Annotated in this window: 11 protein-coding genes; 1 reads left to right on the top strand and 10 read right to left on the bottom strand. The window is 69.1% G+C overall.

What is annotated here, in order from left to right; genetic code table 11:
- Position 1: 1 nt before the first annotated feature.
- The 3 genes from rsgA to QF035_RS13870 all read right to left on the bottom strand — a co-directional run bounded on the left by rsgA (position 2) and on the right by QF035_RS13870 (position 4,488).
- Positions 2-1,108, bottom strand: coding sequence for a ribosome small subunit-dependent GTPase A (gene rsgA / locus QF035_RS13860; RefSeq protein ID WP_307520560.1), 1,107 nt, complete (start codon positions 1,106-1,108; stop codon positions 2-4).
- Positions 1,109-1,354: 246 nt separating this feature from the next.
- Positions 1,355-2,881 (bottom strand): cellulose-binding domain-containing protein, encoded by a 1,527-nt coding sequence (locus QF035_RS13865; protein WP_307520561.1) that lies wholly within the window; start codon positions 2,879-2,881, stop codon positions 1,355-1,357.
- Between the two features lie 275 nt (positions 2,882-3,156).
- On the bottom strand, positions 3,157-4,488 hold the full coding sequence (locus QF035_RS13870) for a radical SAM protein (protein WP_307520562.1): 1,332 nt from the start codon (positions 4,486-4,488) through the stop codon (positions 3,157-3,159).
- Between the two features lie 122 nt (positions 4,489-4,610).
- Between QF035_RS13870 and QF035_RS13875 the strand changes: the two genes are divergently transcribed.
- The gene (locus QF035_RS13875; RefSeq protein WP_307520563.1) at positions 4,611-5,396 is read left to right on the top strand and encodes an alpha/beta fold hydrolase; all 786 of its coding nucleotides are present in this window, start codon (positions 4,611-4,613) and stop codon (positions 5,394-5,396) included.
- Between the two features lie 45 nt (positions 5,397-5,441).
- Here QF035_RS13875 and QF035_RS13880 read toward each other — a convergent pair whose 3' ends face one another.
- From QF035_RS13880 to QF035_RS13910, 7 genes are all read right to left on the bottom strand, one after another.
- A complete protein-coding gene (locus QF035_RS13880) occupies positions 5,442-9,941 on the bottom strand; it encodes a Tat pathway signal protein (RefSeq protein WP_307520564.1) in 4,500 nt (1,499 codons plus the stop codon).
- 108 nt (positions 9,942-10,049) lie between these two features.
- The gene (locus QF035_RS13885) at positions 10,050-10,976 is read right to left on the bottom strand and encodes a carbohydrate ABC transporter permease (protein ID WP_307520565.1); all 927 of its coding nucleotides are present in this window, start codon (positions 10,974-10,976) and stop codon (positions 10,050-10,052) included.
- A gap of 127 nt (positions 10,977-11,103) precedes the next feature.
- Positions 11,104-12,036 carry a carbohydrate ABC transporter permease gene (locus QF035_RS13890; RefSeq protein ID WP_307520566.1) on the bottom strand — a complete coding sequence of 311 codons (933 nt, stop codon included), beginning with the start codon at positions 12,034-12,036 and terminating at the stop codon, positions 11,104-11,106.
- A 3-nt stretch (positions 12,037-12,039) separates the two neighbouring features.
- On the bottom strand, positions 12,040-13,383 hold the full coding sequence (locus QF035_RS13895) for an ABC transporter substrate-binding protein (protein WP_307520567.1): 1,344 nt from the start codon (positions 13,381-13,383) through the stop codon (positions 12,040-12,042).
- Between the two features lie 403 nt (positions 13,384-13,786).
- Entirely contained in the window at positions 13,787-14,851 is a 1,065-nt protein-coding gene (locus QF035_RS13900; protein WP_373466645.1) for a LacI family DNA-binding transcriptional regulator, read from the bottom strand.
- Positions 14,852-14,887: 36 nt separating this feature from the next.
- On the bottom strand, positions 14,888-16,519 hold the full coding sequence (locus QF035_RS13905; protein ID WP_307520568.1) for a GH39 family glycosyl hydrolase: 1,632 nt from the start codon (positions 16,517-16,519) through the stop codon (positions 14,888-14,890).
- Positions 16,516-17,523, bottom strand: a complete 1,008-nt coding sequence (locus QF035_RS13910; RefSeq protein WP_307520569.1) for a hydroxyacid dehydrogenase — start codon at positions 17,521-17,523, stop codon at positions 16,516-16,518. The genes QF035_RS13905 and QF035_RS13910 overlap by 4 nt, the downstream gene beginning before the upstream one ends.
- Between the last annotated feature and the right edge of the window lie 184 nt (positions 17,524-17,707).

Raw genomic sequence — 17,707 nt, forward strand, 5'->3', positions numbered from 1 at the left:
ATCAGCGCCCCCGAACCCCCCGCTTCACCTCCATCGCAGCCCGCCCCTCCGCGCCCCGCCGCTTCCACTCCTTCCGAAGCTCCGCTCGGACCCGCGCATCCGTCTTGGCCACGATCCGCTGGTTCTCGCGAAGCAGCTTCCGGTAGCTCTCCAGCCGCCGCTCGGGCAAGACCCCGGAGTCCGCGGCAGCGAGCACCGCGCAGCCGGGCTCGGCCTCGTGCGCGCAGTCCTGGAATCGGCAGGAGGCGGCGAGCTCCTCGATCTCGGAGAACACCTGGCCGACGCCGGTCTCGGCGTCGAAGAGTCCGACCCCGCGCAGCCCCGGTGTGTCGATCAGTACGCCCCCGCCGGGGAGGACGAGCAGGTTTCGGGTCGTGGTCGTGTGGCGGCCCTTGCCATCCACGTCACGTGCCGCCTGGACGGTCATCACGTCCTCGCCGAGGAGCGCGTTCGCGAGCGTCGACTTTCCGGCGCCCGACTGCCCGAGGAGCACGGACGTTCCGCCGGAAACGACGGCGCCCAGGACGTCTAGGCCGTCTCCGTCCGTGGAGCTGACGGCCAGTACCTGTACGCCCGGTGCCGTCGTCTCGACGTCCTGGACGAGGTAGGCCAGGCCCACCGCGTCCGGTACCAGGTCCGCCTTGGTGAGTACGACCAGGGGCTGTGCGCCGGATTCCCAGGCCAGCGCCAGGAAACGTTCGATCCGGCCGAGGTCCAGTTCCACTGCCAGGGAGACCGCGATGATCGCGAAGTCGACGTTGGCGGCGAGGATCTGGCCTTCCGAGCGCTTGGAGGAGGTCGACCGGACGAAGGCGGTGCGGCGTGGGAGGTACTGCTGTACGTAGCGGGGGTCCCCGCCTGCGTCGACGACGGCCCAGTCGCCGGTGCAGATGACGCGCAGTGGGTCGTGCGGTGTCACGAATTCGGTGTCGACCCGGACCAGCCCGTCGGGGGTGATCACGTCGCACCGGCCGCGATCGACCCGTACGACTCTGCCCGGGATTAGCCCCCGTTCAAGGTGGGGGGCGAATTCGGCAGCCCACTCGTCGTCCCAGCCGTAGGGGGCGAGCGGGTGAGCGGAAGAAGCCAGTGAAGAAGAGGAAGACAAGGGGTGACCCTTCGAAGGGTGGCCCCGGCCGCGCGCGCTCGGGCGCGGAGAAGTGAGGTTGTCAGCCGGTGACCACAGAGGTGGATTCGATGAACTTCCGGATGCGGGCAGCGCCCAGCTCGACGACAGTCATCGGTCACACCTCCTTGATCACACCAGCATGATGTTCGTGGTGGAGACCCACCACGAGAACAGTCCGACCCTAGCCCGCTCCTCCGCCCGAGCCAATCGATTTATTGCCCGCGCTCAGCTGTGTGTGCAGCTGCGGCCGTTCAGCATGAACTCGTCCGGCTCCGCGTTGCCGTTGCCCGGCTTCCAGGAGCCGAGGAAGCCGACGGCGAACGATCCGCCCGCGGCTACCGACTTGTTGTAGTCGGCGGCGCTCGCGGTGACCCTGGAGCCGTCCTGGTCGAAGTTGCCGTCCCACATCTGGGTCACCTTCTGGCCGTCGGGGAAGGTCCAGCTGACGCGCCAGTTGTTGAGGGCGTAGTCGGACTTGACGGTGACGGTGGCCTGGAAGCCGTCGGGCCACTCGTTGACCAGTTCGTAGCGGGCGTGGCAGACGGCGGGTTCGCTGGGGTTCGGGTCGGCTCCGTCCTCCTCCGCCGAGGATGTGGAGTCGCCCTGGGGCTCCTTCTCCGACGCGGAGCCCGTACCGGCGTTCCCGTCGGTCTTCTCGGTGTTCGACTCGGACGCCTGCGGGGAGGTCGTGGAGGAAGAGGTCGAGCCGTTCCCCGTGCTCGATGGTGCGGGGTCGAGCGAGGGGACCTGCCGGCCCACCGGCTCCCGGCCCGCCGTCCCTTCCAGGGAGCCTGAACCCTCGTCCTCGCCGAACGGCGCCAGCGTGACCGCCAGTGCCAGGAGAGAGACGCCGACGGCGGCGGCGATCAGTCCGACCCGGCCTATCCGGGCGCGGCGTCCTTCGGCCGCGTCGGCGTCCGGGGCATCCGGGTCGTCGTCGGCCGCGCCTCGGCTGAGCCCCGACTCGACGGCCCTGCGGCGTCGTTCGAGGTAGGCGAGTCCGCCCCAGCCGATGACCCCGCTCGCGAGCGCGGCGGGCAGTCCTCCGCCGGCGAGCCGCAGACAGGCGGCGGCCTCCGCACACTCGACGCAGCGCGCGAGGTGCCACGACAGGTCGTCCGGTACCTCGGCGGCGGGTGAGCGGGTGACCGCGTCGAGGAGCCGGGCGTAGCTGCGGCACTCCTCGGAGAGCGGTGTGTCGAGGTGGTTGCGGTGGCAGCGGTCGCGGAACACCCCGCGCACCTGGTGCAGTTCCTCGGCCGCGCCCTCCGGGTCGAGGCCCAGCCGGCGGGCCACGGAGGTGGCCGGCAGCGCCTCGACCTCCGCCAGCCACAGCAGCGCGGCATCCGGTTCCTGCATGTCCCGCAGCCCGCGCAGGGCGAGCGGCCGGTGCAGGGGCGGTCCCGAAAAGCGGGCGGCCTTCTCGGAGTTGAGCCACAGGCGAAGTTCGGGGTCGAGGCGGTCGCCCTGTCCCCTCGCTTCCCAGATGGCGGTCGTCTGGCGTACGGCGGTCAGGAGCAGCGGTATTCGGGGCAGCCGGGGTGTGCGGGCCCGGCGCCCGAAGCTCCTGCCGCCTGACTCGTTCTCCGCGGCACGCGCTTCGCGTATGCCGAGCGAGAACGCCTCGGAGGCCAGTTGGCGGGCATGGGTGGAAGCGCCAGTACAGAGATCGGCGTACGAAAGGACCGCGTCCCAGCACTCCGAGAACAGAGTGGCCTCGGCGGCGTCCTGAGGGGTCGGCAGGTCTGGCATGGGTGGGGACTTCACCTGCATCCACAAGCGGGGTCAACTCACCTGGGTATTACGGGAGTTGAGGAGGACGTCTGCGACGGGACCAGAGTTTTTCACGGTTCCTGCACAACTGACAAGCGGCACTTGCACATTCGGTTACCGCGGGTCGCACGTCCCACCAGGCCCCGCAGCCTCAGCCGTGCTTCAGTCGTACACCAGTTGTACGTCCCGGCAGCCCCAAATGACTCAACCGACTGTCACTGGAACTGCCGTACGTCCCCATCCGCCCCGTGCCCTCAGACTGCGGGCACCTCTTCCGTCACCTCGTTCGCCGGCAGGCTGTCCATGAACGAGCTCACCGAGAAGACCGCGTTGCCCGGCCCGGGCGGGCCGTATCCGGGCGGCGAGGAGAGCCCGAAGTCCTCCATCGTGGAGCGGTAGGCCTCAAGGAGCCGGATGTGGTACTCCAGCGGCGCGCCCTGCGGATTCGCCTTGCCCAGCGGGGTCGTCGGCTCCGGGCACCAGGTGGTGAAGCGGGGCGTGATGCCGTTCGACATGAAGAAGCGCAGGCCCTCGGTGGTGGAGGCGATGGCCTCGTCGACCGTGGTGAAGCCGAAGGGCTCCGCCATCTCCACGCCCGCCACGAAGTTGGGGATCACATTGCGCGCGCCGAAGATCTCCGCCGAGTCGAGGATCCGCTTGTGCCACTCGTCGCGGCCTACGTAGCGCTCCTTGCCCGGGCAGTACATCTTGAAGAGGTACTCGTCCCACACCTCATAGTTGGGGTGGTAGATCTGCACGCCGTAGTCCTTGAAGCGCTGCACGTCGTCACGCGGGAGTGCCTGGGCGACGACCTTGCCGATCCACCTGCCCGGGAAGTGCTCCTCGATGGCCTTGGCGTACATGCCGTAGAAGTCGGCCTCGTCACGGCCCTGGAGCTTGGAGGTGATCGCGCCGCCGGTGAGGGTGTACGCGGTGGACGCCTTCGCCGTGTCGTAGCGGTCGATGATCTCCAGGGCTTCCAGGACCTCGTCCACGTCCTTGACGCCGGTGTAGGGCCGCCCCGCCGCCTTGTGCTGACGCCAGTTGTGGTTGATGTCGCAGTACTGGCACTCCTCCTTGGCGCCGAAGTACTGGCACACCCGGAACACGGTCAGGTAGATCAGGTAGCCCCACTGGATCGTCGGGGCCACCTCCATGACGGACTTCCCGTTGGAGAGCTTGTGCCGGTAGTACTCCGGCATCGGCGGGACCCCGACGTCCGAGATCCGCTTCCCGTCGAGGTAGAGGCCGAGCACGCCGTCCTCGCCGGCTGCCACCCGGTACGGCGACGACGGGTTCACTCGCACGGACACCACGGTCCGGCGCAGGTCGTACGGGCCGCCGGTGAGGATGATCTCCTCCGGCGGGCGGCGCAGTGCGGCCGCGCCCAGCTCGGGCAGCGTGCCGTGGTCGAAGGAGAAGATGAAGTACGACTTCGGTTTGACGTCCCCGTCCTCGTTGTCGCTGAGTGCGGAGTCGTCGAAGGCCACGCCCCCACGGAGCAGGTCCTCCTTGAAGACGGCTTCCCGCGGTACGTGCGGGAACCTCTCCATCAGGTCCTCGACCAGCGCGGTACGGCTGCCCATCCCGTCCTCCTAGCTCCCGGTACTCCCGGCTGCTGTGCTCGACTCCTCACGGTATGCCCCTCCTCCCGGAACCGTGGTGCCGGGTCCCTCCCGGTGGCCGGGCCGCGTCTAGAGTCACCTCCGTGACCAGCACCTCCCCACCGGTAGCCCTCCACCACACGGACCACCCCGGCACTGGCCCGGCCCTCCTCCTGGTTCATGGATGGGGCGGCGACGGCGACGACTGGGCGCCCACCCTCCCGTACTGGCGACACCGCGTGATCGTCCCCGACCTGCGGGGCCACGGCCGATCCCCGAAGCCGCCGACCGGCTACAGCCCGCGCGACTTCGCCGCCGACCTGGCTGACCTGCTGGGCCGGCTGGACCCGGGCCCGGTGATCGCCGTCGGCCACTCGATGGGCGCCCAGGCGGTCACGGCACTCGCGGTCGAACACCCGGATCTCGTACGCGCGTTGGTGGTCGTCGACCCGGCGTATGGAGCGGATGAGTCGGAGGCCTTGCGCATTCCCCGGGAGCAGGAGGAGCTGCGGAGGGCGGGAGCGGAGTGGGCCGCCCGCTTCGTGGACAGTGCCTTCCGGCCGGGGGTGCATGACCAACTGCGCGACCGGCAGCGGAAGTTGATGGCTGCCATGGACCCGGAGGTGCTGGCTCAGTGCCGCGACGGCATGTACCTGGCCCCGGACGCCTTCGGCCTGCGGCCTGCAACCCGCGCGTACCTGGCGCGCCGCGACTGTCCCGTACTGGGCGTGTACGCCACACCGGCTGCCGCCAACTTCGAGCGCGGCACGCTCGCCCCACCCGGCTCCCGGGTGGTGGTCTTCGAGGACTGCGGCCATTACCTGCACGAGGAACGCCCCCGGCAACTGACGTCCCTCGTACAGGAGTGGTCCACGCCCCTCGCCCCCTAAGGGGCGCGGGGAACTGCGCGACCAGCCACGGACGACCCGCAGGATTCACCCCTCATCAGGCAGCTGGTACCAGAACTCCACCTCCCCCACATTGCAACGCCCGTTGTGCCCGTCGTACACACGGATCCGCTCGTACGACACCTGCTCGGCGAGCCGGAACTCGTACCACCGGGCCGTATCGACCCCACTGACCGTGTGGAAGTCCGTCCAGTCGGCCCCGGCCTCGTCGGAGCCGCGGAACACCGTGCCGTTGGCGCGGGTCAACTGATCGCCGCGAGGGTACAGACGGATGCGATCGACGGTGATCGGGCCCGACGCGCCCGCGTCGATGTCGATCCAGCTCTCGGCGGCCGTGGTGTCGGTGTAGGTCGTGGGGTCGCCGTCGAACGCCCGCCAGCCGGCGGCCTCCTTGGTTCCCGTGCCGGGCCACTGGGTGGTGGAGGCCACCACCATGGACGGGGTGACCTGGAACTTGCGCAGCAACGTGTCGACGGAGAGCAGGAGTTCATGGGCCGCGTAGACGGCGTCCACTCGGGCGGACTCCGGGTCGCCGGTCATCGTCTCTATGCGGTCGAGTTCGGCCGTGAAGGCCGCGTACGACTTCCTCGTCCACTCGGCGGCGTCCGTCTGCCGTGCCCGGGCGAGGACCTGGGCGAAGGTCTCGGCGACCGCCACGGCCACCGCGGAGTCGCGGGTGCCGCCGCCGACCAGGGCCGCCGTCACCTTGTAGGAGCGGGTGCCGTGGCGCAGGTTCTTGTCCTCGAACGTGTACTCGCGTGTGTCCTTCTTCAGAACCTCCCACTGCCCGTCGGTGGTTGAGCGGGAGAGTGTGAAGGTCAGGGCGTCGTCGGGCTTGTTCCAGCGGACGGTGGCGGTGTCGGCGTCGCGCTCGACGGAGAGCAGGAGCGCGTTCGCGCCGAGGGTGTTCACCGCCACCTTCGTGAACTCCGCATCACCCGTGGCCGCGAAGCCCGCGTGGACCGCGTACGGGAAGGGTGTGAAGAGTGTCGCGACAGTCAGCCAGGTGGTGCCGTCGGCGGACACCTGGCCGTGCACACGGTGACTGCCCGCGTCCCTGACGATCCGCAGGTACGGCGTCGCGGCCAGGGTCTGCCCGTCCAGCCGACGGGTGATGGGCGAGCGCAGGTCGTCCTGCCAGTCGTGGCGGCTGTCGCGGGTGCGGTTGTGGAAGACGAGCTGTCCGTCCTTGTCCGCGCCGAAGAACAGGTGGCGGGTGTCGGCAGCGATCCGGTCGCGGAGCATCAGTCCGGTGAGTGGTCCGCGCGACCCGGTGGCGTGGGCGGTGAGGGAGAAGCTGCCTGCCAACGGGCGGCTCACGTAGTGGAGTTGGTCCTCTATTTCGCGGGAGGGCACCTTGTAGTCGTCGCCCTCGCCGAGTCCGTCGCCGCGCGCGCCGAGCACTCGTATCGTCGAGCCGCGTACCGCCGTGCTGCCCGGTCTTGCCTTGCGCAGGGCGTCGTCGCGCCAGCCCGAGTTTCTGAGGCCGGGCGAGGCGGGCTTCGGGAGTTCGGTTCGGATGGTGTGCGAAGTCCAGCCTGGGCCCTGGCTGTTGACGGCGGTGACCGTGTAGAAGTACGTCTCGCCGGGGTGGGCGGAGGTGTCCGTGAAGTGGCGGCCTGTCTCCTTCGAGGAGAGGACCTTGTACGGGCCCTGCTGTCGGGTCGCCCGTCGCACCTCGTAGTGCGCGGCGCCCGCGGTCGTCTGCCAGGTCACCGTGACCGCTCCGTCGCCGGGGAGGGTGTGCACGAAGTCGACGTGTCCGGGCGGGAGTTCGGCGTCCACGGTTGTTGGCAGTTTGAGTACCAGTCCGGTCTTCGGCGGGACCTTCACCTTGCCGCCGCGCACCGGGAGTTCCTTTCCGCTCACCAGGTCCAGAACCGCCCTGTCGGTCGAACCGGTCGAGCCGGTACGGCCCGTGGCCGAGGGCAACTCCACCTCGTACGACCGCTCGTTCCCGTACATCTTGCGAGTCGTGTTGAAGACGAAGAAGTAGCGGCCGTAGCGGGCGGTCAGCAGGTCCGGGTAGCCCGAATAGGCGTGGTCCGCCTCAAAGTTCTCGCGGTGGACCGTGCCGACGCCCGGCTGGTAGGTGATGGGGGCGATTTCGCCCGCCAGGGCCTGGAGGGCAGCGGAGTCGCCCGTCTGCTGGTCCTCCATGAAGTCGACGTCGATGTTGTCCATGCGGGCCCAGTAGTCCTCGTACTGGAAGCGTGCGTTGGTGCTGATCTGCACGATGTGGTCGCGGTTCGCCTGCCGGACGTGCAGTCGGCCGTTGCGGGCGAACCCCCGCTGGCGTTCGTTGAGTTGGGCCCACAGGTGGAGGTCGCCGTCCCTGAGCGATACGAACATGCAGTCCACGTCGACCCAGGCGAAGCGCTCGTAGTGGGCACGGTTCACGGCCAGTGCGGTCAGTTCCGCGGGCGTGTAGTGGGCGAAGTCCGTGTGCGGATGGACTATTCCCGTCGGCCCGTGGGCCTTCAGGTAGGCGTAGGTCTCGCCGAGCGTGAGGTCGTACTTGTTCTTGCCGGTGACGGAGGCGAACGAGCTGAAGTACTGGTGGTCGGCGAGCTGTTGCTGGGCGAAGCCGACCGCCTCGCGGGCGTACGCGCGCGTGGTGGCCCAGCGGCGTGCGGTGTACCGGTCGGCGTGTTCTGCCATGTGCCGGGCCAGGGAGACGTAGTTGAGGATCCGGCCCTCGGAGATGCGCAGTACATAGCCTGGGAAGCCCGGGTAGTTGGTGTTGCGCTCGTCGATCACCATCTCCATGCGCATCGTGCGCTTGAGGTTGTCGTCGAGGTCGGTCATCCGGGCCAGGGAGCGGGCGTGCAGGTTGCGCAGCGCGATCTCCAGGATGCGGTCGTTCAGGTCCTCGTCGCCCTTGTGGCCCCAGGTGCGGTGGAACCACTCGGGCAGGTAGTTGGTGGCCTCGCCGTAGTTGGCGACGTAGCCGTTCTCGCGGGTGTGGCCCGCCTCGGTGATCGTGGTGTAGTGCTTGCCGAGGGGCAGCCGGCGCACCACGTTGCCGCCCTTGTCCAGCTTGGACTTGGCCAGGCCCTTGATGACGTACTTGATGTAGTCGTCCGTCCATCGGGCCGTGGTGTCGTGGTGGAAGAGCGAGTGGAAGAGGTCCAGGTCCTGGCCGTCCGGGCCGACGAGGACCTCCTCGCCGAGGAACGGCAGCCAGCCGAGCGCCTCGCCCGCGATGCGGTGGCTGCGCGCCTTGCCCTCGTAGAACTCCGAGCCGATGACCCGCAGCCCCTCGTGGGCCTCCCAGGCGCCCTCGTACGTGTACATCACCTGGTTGTAGATGTACGAGAGCCGCGAGCGTGCGTAGTCGAAGTTGGCCTTGAGGACGCGGCCCCAGGCGGCCCGGCGGGTCAGTGGTGAGCCGTCGAAGTCGACGTCCTTGAGAGAGGTAATGCTCTCGCTGGTGCCTGTGGTGAAGGGCTCGTCCAGGAACGTCTCGAAGGCATCGCGGCCGAGGACGTCCTTGTCCGCGATGAGGTTCTCGACGATGTAGAGGGCCTCGCCGAGTGCTCCGTAGTAGCCGCCCCAGTCGCCCTGGTGGCCGCCGCGGGCCAGGAGTCTCGTGTCGGCGTAGTAGTCCTTGGTGTGGTTGTCGACGCACTTGAAGACCCGCAGCAGGGCCGTCCGCCGGTCGGCGGCGGTCCTTGCCGGGCACCAGCCGGCCTGGGTCAACGCCGAGGCGTAGAAGCGGAGTTCGTCCTCGTAGCGGACGATGCTGAGCCTGGCCGTCGCCGATGCGTCGATCTTCGCCGAGTGGTCGTTGAACAGCTTCGCCTGGCCGGCCACATAGCCGTCGACGAGTGCCTGCTTCTGCGCCTCTGACAGGTCCGCGACCGTGTCCGTGGGCGGTGTGAAGTCGGCCTGCGGGTCGTCGCTCACGTCGAGGTACGCGCCCGTGTGGGTGTACGCGCGGTAGTAGCCGCGGGAGTCGGCGGTGACCTTGGCGGTGAACGCGGCGTCGTAGGTGCGCAGGGTGATCTCGGCCTGCTCCCTGCCCTTGGTGTGCTCCAGTGGCAGCATCACCGTGGCGTAGAAGAAGCGGCCGGGCAGCGGGCGGTTCGTGCCGGTGTTCAGCGCCTCGTAGTCGCCGGAGCGGCGGTAGCCGATCTGCTCGCCGTTGATGTACGCGATCGTCTTGTACGGGGAGGTGTCCCCGCCCCAGAACTTGACGGTCAGGTAGTTCTGGTGGAGGGGATCGACCCGCATCGTGAAGCGGAGGTCGCCGGTCTTGATGTCGGGGGTGGCCAGCGGTTCGGCGACTCGGGCCCGGTCTCCCGCGTTGCCGTCGACGGCGGCGGAGTCGGGGGCGTGGAAGCCGTGCGCCGTCTCGGAGTCGGGGTCGCCGAAGTCGACGAGGTCGAGGCGTCTCGCGCCCTCGGCCTCCTCGGCCCCCGCGGCGGACGCCTGTTCGGCGGCGGTCCAGGACCAGCCGGTCAGCGCGAGAGCACCGGTGCCGGCGGCGGTACCGGCCAGGACGGATCTTCTGGTGACGGACATGCGGGATCCTCACAGCGGCGAAAGGGGGACGAGGAAGGGGGAGGAAGGGAGAAATGGGGAGGGGAAGGGGCGGCCGCGTCGGCTACGACCGGCCACGCGGGGCTCGTGTTACTTGAGGGAGCCGAGCGTGACTCCCGAGCGCCAGAAGCGCTGCATCGAGATCATCAGGATCACCATGGGGATGAGGGACAGCAGCGAGCCCACGACCACCATGCCGGTCAGGTCGGCGGACGTGTCGACCTTGACCTTCAGCCAGGAGTAGAGGCCGACCATCACGGTCCACTTCTCCGGCGTACGCAGGAACACCAGGGGTCCGAAGAACGAGTTCCAGGAGCCGACGAAGCCGAGCAGGAAGATCGTCGCCGCGCCCGTGGACATGAGGCGGGCGCCGACCGTGAAGAAGATGCGGTACTCCCCCGCGCCGTCGATGCGGGCCGCCTCCAGGAGTTCGGGCGGGATGGCGCCCTCCGCGTACACCTTGGCGAGGTAGACGGAGAAGGCGTTGAACAGGCTCGGCACGATGATCGCCGACGGGGTGTCGACCATCCGCAGGTCTGTGAAGAGCAGGAAGGAGGGGATGGTGAGCAGTGCGTGCGGGACGAGGAAGGACCCGATGATGCAGCCCATCAGTACGCCCCGGCCCCGGAATTGGTACATCGCCAGGCCGTATCCGCAGGCGACGCAGACCAGGGTCATGCCGGCGGTGCCGACGACTCCGTAGTAGAGCGTGTTCCACAGCCACTTGAGGAAGATGCCGTCCTGGTAGGTGAACAGCGCCTTCAGGTTGTCGGTGAAGTGCAGGTCGGAGAACCACAGGCCGTTGGTGGTGTAGAGGTCGGACTGGTTCTTGGTCGCCGAGACGATCAGCCACCACACGGGGGCCAGCGAGTAGAGGGTGAAGAGCACGACTCCGCCGAGGACCAGGGCCTTGGTCCGCCGGCTGTGCCGGACGGGGCCGGTTCCCTCGCGGGAGGCGGTGGCGCCGCGCTTCGGGCGCGGGGGTGTGGTCGTGGATCGGTCGATGGTTGCGGTCATGAAGGGGAGACCTCGCTCGTGGGCCGAGGAACGGACACACCGCCCGCGCCCGCCGCGGCGGGCTCGCGCCGCGCGACGTGGAGGGGCGCGGCCGGGACAGCGGTCGTGGGCCTGCTGCTGGGGGCAGTCATGACGTGGGCGCCTTGTTCGTGAGTCGGTAGAACAGTGCGGACGCGGTGCCGACGACCAGGGCGAGGATGATCGAGAGGGCGGAGGCGTAGTTGAAGTTGCCCTGCTGGAAGGCCCAGTCGTAGATCGCCATGATCGGGGTGAAGTCGCGGGTGACCGTCTCCGGCGCCATGGACTTGAAGAGCATCGTGTCGCTGAAGATCTGCAGCGTGCCGATGATGCTGAGCACGGTGGTGAGGACCAGGGAGCGGCGGACCAGCGGCACCTTGATCGACCAGGCGATCCGCCACTCGGAGGCCCCGTCGATGCGGGCGGCGTCGTACACGTTCGCGTCGACCGAGCGCAGCGCCGAGTACACGATCAGCATGTTGAAGCCGATCCCGCTCCACGCCATCAGGTTGCCGATGGACACCCAGATGAGCTCGCCGCCGTAGAAGTTGGCGTCGATGCCGAAGAGGTCGAAGAAGGGGGTGAGCGGGCCGACGACCGGGCTGTAGAGGTAGATCCAGATCAGGGTGGCGACGATGCCCGGGATCATGTACGGGATCAGCAGTGGGATACGGAACCGGTCGGCGACGCGTTGCGAGGCCGCGTCGAGGAGCAGCGCGAGCCCCACACTGGCGATCTGGATGACCGGGATGCTGATCACCGCGAAGAGGCCGACGCGGAGCATCGAGGCCCAGAAGCGGCCGTCGCCGAAGCCCTCGACGAAGTTGTCGAGGCCGACGAACTCGACGGTCTTCTCGCCGAATCCGAGCCCGGAGCCCTTCTCGCTGTAGAGGCTCTCCTTGAGCGCCATGACGAGCGGGGTCACGGTGAACAAAAGGAACCCGAGGAAGAAGGGGACCGTGAACGAGGCGCCCTTGAGGGCCATGATCCGCCGCCATCCCAGGCGCGCGGCCCGGGACGGCGGTTCGGTGACGGCTGCCATGGGTCAGCCCTCGACGTTGATGTTCTTGGACTTCAGGTCGTCGACCGTGAACTCCTGGAGGTGCTCAAGGGCCTGCTTCACCGTCATCTTCTTGGTGACGATCTTCGCCCACTGGTCCTGCAACTCGGCGAAGACACCGGTGTAGTTGGGGCCGACCGTCCAGTTGCTCCTGGCGTGCTCGACGGACTTGAGGATCACGCCGCGGGCCTCGGACTTGTGGGTACCGAAGAGCTTGTCGGTGACCACCGAGTCGACCCAGGGCGTGACGTCCTTGACTGCGCCCGGCCACTCGTACTGCTTGGTGTCCTTCTGGTAGGTGGAGTCGATGCCTGCCTTGTCGGTCTTCATCCACACCGCCGCCTCGACGGCCTCCTTGACGTGCTCGCAGCCCTTGGGGACGAGTACGCCGTTGTTGGCGCTGTAGGAGGGGGTGGTGAATTCCGTGGCGTCGGAGAACTGGGGCAGGTCGATGGGCTGCCAGTCGCCGAGGGACTTCTTGTAGTTCAGTTCGTAGTTCTGCAGCTGCCAGGTCTGGGTGGGCAGCGAGACCATCTTCCCGGAATCGAAGTAGCTGATCAGGGCGGGCCGGTCCTGGTAGGTCTGGTTGGCGACCAGGCCGCCGTCGACCAGTTGCTGGACTATGTCGGCCGCCTTGAGGGACTCGGGTGACAGGAAGTCGATCTTCCAGCTGTCGCCCTTCTGCTCGTACCAGGTGCCGCCCGCCTGCTGGACCAGGTTGACCAGGGTGGACGGGTCCTCGCCGGCCAGGTTCATGACGTACACACCGTGCTTCTTGAGCTTCTTGCCCGCGGCGATCACGTCGTCCCAGGTCTTGGGAACGTCGACGCCGTACTTGTCGTACACCGAGCGGTTGATCATCATGAAGGTCGGGTTGAAGCCGGTCGGGACGGCGTAGTAGGTGCCGCCGGCCTGGACGCTGGGCAGGGCGGCCGGGTTGAACCGGTCGAGGTACGGCTTGAGTTCCTTGTCGACGCTGCTCAGCAGGCCCTCGCCGACGAGGCTCGGCACCTCGCCGAAGTTCTGCACCAGGCAGGGGACGTCCTTCTTGGCGGCGACCGCGTTGCGCAGGTTCTGTGCCGTGCCCGGGTTGTCGGCCTGCTTGACGAACTTGAGCCTGATGCCGGGGTGTGTGCTGTTGAACTTGGCCACCACGGGGTCGACGTTCTTCGTCTCCGACCAGCTCCAGTACTCCAGCGTGACCGGCCCCTTCGACTGGTCCGAGGAGTCGTCGGAGCCACCGCCGCAGGCGGTCGCGGTGAGGGCGAGCACGGTGGCGAGCGCGGCGACGGACAGGGTCGCGCGGTGCGGGACACGGGGCTGGGGCATGGCGGCTCCTGAGGGGACTGGAACAGGGGGGACCGTCCGCCGCTCGGGTTCTGCCGTCCGAGGGCGCCATAGAAATCGGTCTCTATGGAAGCTAGAACCGGTCCCGGACGTCGGCAAGACATCGGGCAGAGAAAACTGGGGAACCGGGCCAACTCACCCGGAATTGCACGGGATTTCGAACGAGTAACCGGAAAATGGGTGCCTACCGGACAGCCGATTCTCTAGAGACCGGTTGTCCAGAGAAGCGCGCAGGCTGCCGCGGGGAGGGGTGGAACCGGGAAGTCAGGGACGGGCGGGGGAAGTCGGTGCCCGGGCCGCCGTGCCGGCCGGGGAAATCGGTGCCCGGATCGCCGCGTCCGCCGGGGAAGATCGGTGCCCGGGGCCTCGTGCCGGCCGGGGAGAGTCAGTGCCCGGGTCGCCGTGTCGAGTCCCGCAGGACGATGTGGGTGCCGAGCACCAGGTGCTGGCTGCCGGGGAGTTCCTCGCGGTGCAGGGCCAGCCGGACGGCCGCGCGGCCCAGTTCCTCGTGCGGGACGTTGACGGTGGTGAGCGCCGGGAAGAGGTCCAGGGCCAGCGGCACGTCGTCGTAGCCGACGACGGACACGTCGTCGGGGACGCTCACGCCCGCTTCGCGCAGCGCCTGCAGCGCGCCCGCCGCGACCATGTCGGTGCCCGCGAACACGGCCGTGAAGTCGGCGCCGGACGCGAGGAGTTGACGGGCCCCCTGATAGCCGTGCGAGCGGCTGAACGTGCCGTCCAGGATCAGCTTCGGGTCCGGGGTGAGTCCGAGCAGTTCGTGGGCGCGCCGGAAGCCGCTGAGGCGCTGCCCGCTGGTGGACAGGCCCGGCACCCGGCCGAGGTAGGCGATGCGCTGATGGCCCGAGGTCAGCAGATGGGTGGTCATCGCGAAGGCGCCGCCCTCGTTGTCGTACTCGACGACCGTGGCGGGCACCCCCGGGCCGAGCGGCGGCCTGCCGACGAGCACGAGCCGCGAACCCACCCGGTCCAGGGCGTGCGCGAAGTGCGTCATACGGTCCTGGTAGGCCTTGTCCTCCCAGGCTCCGCCGACGACGATCACGGCGTCGGCCCGCTGCTCGCGCATGGTCTCGACGACGGCGAGGACGCGCTGCGGATCGCCGTGCGTGGTGCACAGCATGCAGAGCCTGCCCTCGGCGGACGCCTGCTCCTCCACACCGCGTGCGATGTGGGCGTAGAAGGGGCCGGTGACGTCGTCGACGACGAACGCCACCGTCTTGTTGGTGGAGCCGCCGAGCGCGCGGGCGTGCGCGTTGACCACGTAGTCGAGTTCGCGCATCGCCTTGAGCACCCGGGCGCGGGTGCTCGCGGCGACCGGGTAGGTGCCGCCCAGGACCCGGGAGACGGTCGACGCGGAGACGCCGGCCCGTGCGGCGACGTCCCGGACCGTGGAGGCGTCATTGCCCATCACGGGCTCCGTCTTCTTGGCCACCGGTGGGATCCCCTCCCCTGCTCTGTACCGGCCACCCTATGGGGTGGCCGGGTTCTCGTACGCGCTGGTCGGGCCCCCGTCGTCCTGCCGTACGAGCACCACCGACCAGGGCGCGAGCTGCCGTTCGTACGTCAGCTCGCCCGCCGCGTCGGCCCGTACGGTCTCCGTGCGCGGGGCCGCCCGTCGCAGGGCGGCGATGTCCTCGCGGGAGAGCGGTTCGGGTGCTCCGCGCTCGCGCCAGGCGGCGAGGGTGTCTCCGCCGGCCGCGCTGCCGGGCTCCAGGATCTCCACGGTGAAGGCGGCGCGGGCCGACAGTCCGGTGAGGCTCAGGGTGTACAGGACGGGGGTGCCCAGGGCCAGTGTCCGCTCGGCGACCGTGCGGTCCGGTGTCGAGAGGGGCACGGCGAGCGGCATCTCGGCCGGGTAGTGGTAGGTGAGGGCGGTGATCCGGCCGGAGGCCGCCTCCCTGGTGACGACCGTGCCCGGCTCGTGCACGAGGAGTTCGTCGCCGAGCGCGTGCAGGAACCGGTAGGCGTGGTACGTCGGCTTGGGTATGCCCTGCTGGTTGAGGAGTCCGAAGCCGCCGTGGAAGGCGGTGTCCCCGGCGCCCATCTCCTCGAAGACGTCCGTGAACGTCCAGTACGCGAGTGAGTCGACGAGGCCGATCGACTCCAGGTTGGCCCGGACGACGAAGGTCGCAGCCTGCGGGTGGTCGTGGGTGTGGTCGCGGGAGGAGGGGGTCGAGCTCCACTCGGTGAGGTGGATCTCGGCGTCCGGGAACGGGCTCTTGCCGACGATGTCCCGGACCGTCGCGAGGTCCCTGCGGGTGGCGTCGGCGCCGCGTGTGTAGTGGGCGCCCTGGCCGTGGTCGTCGAGCGCCCAGTCCGTGGGGTACGGGTGGCAGGAGACGAAGTCGACGGGCAGCCGCTCGCGGGAGCAGTGGTCGAGGAAGTGCTCCAGCCAGACGGGCCGCCACTCCAGGGCGTCGAGGTTGTCGGCGGTGACCGTGACGTGGCCGCTCCTGTCCTCGGTGTCACCGTCGAAGCGGGCGTCCGGCACGAAGTTGCTGGTGGCCGGGCCGCCGACGCGCAGGTCGGGGTCAATTGCCTTGAGGGCGTGGGCCGTTGCCGCGTACAGGTCGTAGTACTCGGCTCGGGTGCCGCGGAAGAACGGGGCGAGGTTCGGCTCGTTCCACACCTCGAAGTACCACTGGCGGACCTCGTCGATCCCGTACCGGGCGACCCAGTGGCGGACGGTCGCGGAGACCAGGCTCGCCCAGGCCACCAGGTCGGTGGGCGGGGAGCCGTGGGCGCCCCACCAGAAGATTGTGGCCTTCTCGCGGGCCAAGTCCCCTGGGCTGAAGCCGAGTTCGACGAAGGGGCGGACGCCCGCGTCGAGGATCCGGTCGAACAGGTCGTCCACGTACTGGAAGTTGAGGACCGCCTGTCCGTCCTCGCCGAGCCGGTACACGAACATGTCGTCGTGGAAGAGGCCGTGGAAGCGTACGTATCGGAAGCCGCAGCCTTCCGCGACCTGGCGCAACTGCTCCTGCCAGGAGGCGCGCAGGCCTTCGGCGGCGCGGCCCGCGCCGGTGCACACGGACCAGAAGTGGTGCAGGGGCTCGCCCGGGGCGGTGGCGTCGGCCCGCGGGGCCAGGATCGAGGTCATGCGGTGCGCTCCAGTACGGCGTGGTCGATCGCGTGGGCCAACTCCCGTCCGGACAGCAGGCGTTCGGCCTCCTCCGTGACGGCGAGACCGAGCCGGGCCACCTCGTTGCCCTGCGAGCCGGCGAGATGCGGGGTGATGAACGCGTTCGGCAGGTCGAAGAGCGGCGAGTCGACGGGCAGCGGTTCCGGATCGGTGACGTCGAGGATCGCACTGAGCCGGTTCGCGCGCAGCTCCTCGACGAGGGCGTCGTGGTCGAGGAGGGCGCCGCGGGCCGTGTTGACGAGCACGGATCCCTCTCGCATCAGGGCGAGTTCGCGGCGGCCGATGAGGTGGAGGGTCTCGGGGGTCTGCGGGGCGTGGACGGTGACGATGTCGCTGGTGGCCAGCAGGTCGTCGAGCGGCAGCAGGGGTACGCCGAGGGCGGCGGCCTCCGTCGCGTCGACGTAGGGGTCGGCGAGGGTGACCCGCAGGTCGAAGGGGCGCAGCAGTTCGATGAGGCGGCGGCCGATCCGGGAGGCGCCGACGACGCCCACGCGGCGGCCGAAGTTGCCGATGCCCGGCATGATCTCCCCGTAGGGGAAGGCGCGTTGGGCGCGGAGGCGGTCGCGCTGGGCGAAGAGGTCCTTGCCCGCCAGGAGGATCATGGCGAGCGTGTACTCCGCCACGGGGAGGGCGTTGGCGCCGGCCGCGGAGGAGACGGTGATGCCGCGTTCCCAGACGGCGGGCGAGGTGAGTCCCTTGACGGAGCCGGCCGCGTGGAGGATCGCCCGCAGCCTGGGGGCGGCGGTCAGGACCGCCTCGTCGATGTGGGGGCAGCCCCAGCCGGTGATCAGGATCTCCGTGTCGGCGAGTGCGTCCCGTACTCGGGGGTCGGTGAAGTTCTCGGCCGTGAGAGTGGGATCGATTTCTACCGCGTTGCCCAGGCGGGCCAGTACGTCCGGAGGGAAGATGTGGGGCACGTTCTCGGCTGTCATGGCGAAGAGCGCGGCGGGGCGTGGGCGCAAGGTGGGGTGGCCTTCCGGATCGGTGACGCGTTTATAGCAACCGGTCTCTACGGTAGGTCTCGCGGAGCGAGAGGGTCAATGGACCGGGGCCCGACGGCGCTGGACAGGGTCCGACGGTGAGTGGGTGGGTGCGGGTTGGTTGTGGCTGGTCGCGCAGTTCCCCGCGCCCCTGAGTCGGAATGGG

Source organism: Streptomyces umbrinus (assembly GCF_030817415.1).
Classification (GTDB): domain Bacteria; phylum Actinomycetota; class Actinomycetes; order Streptomycetales; family Streptomycetaceae; genus Streptomyces; species Streptomyces umbrinus_A.

Bases quoted from the DNA above. Each gene is read 5' to 3' on its own strand.
- QF035_RS13905 (WP_307520568.1), bottom strand. From the start codon at position 16,519: ATGACCTCGATCCTGGCCCCGCGGGCCGACGCCACCGCCCCGGGCGAG.
- QF035_RS13895 (WP_307520567.1), bottom strand. From the start codon at position 13,383: ATGCCCCAGCCCCGTGTCCCGCACCGCGCGACCCTGTCCGTCGCCGCG.
- QF035_RS13885 (WP_307520565.1), bottom strand. From the start codon at position 10,976: ATGACCGCAACCATCGACCGATCCACGACCACACCCCCGCGCCCGAAG.
- QF035_RS13865 (WP_307520561.1), bottom strand. From the start codon at position 2,881: ATGCCAGACCTGCCGACCCCTCAGGACGCCGCCGAGGCCACTCTGTTC.
- QF035_RS13880 (WP_307520564.1), bottom strand. From the start codon at position 9,941: ATGTCCGTCACCAGAAGATCCGTCCTGGCCGGTACCGCCGCCGGCACC.
- QF035_RS13890 (WP_307520566.1), bottom strand. From the start codon at position 12,036: ATGGCAGCCGTCACCGAACCGCCGTCCCGGGCCGCGCGCCTGGGATGG.
- QF035_RS13870 (WP_307520562.1), bottom strand. From the start codon at position 4,488: ATGGGCAGCCGTACCGCGCTGGTCGAGGACCTGATGGAGAGGTTCCCG.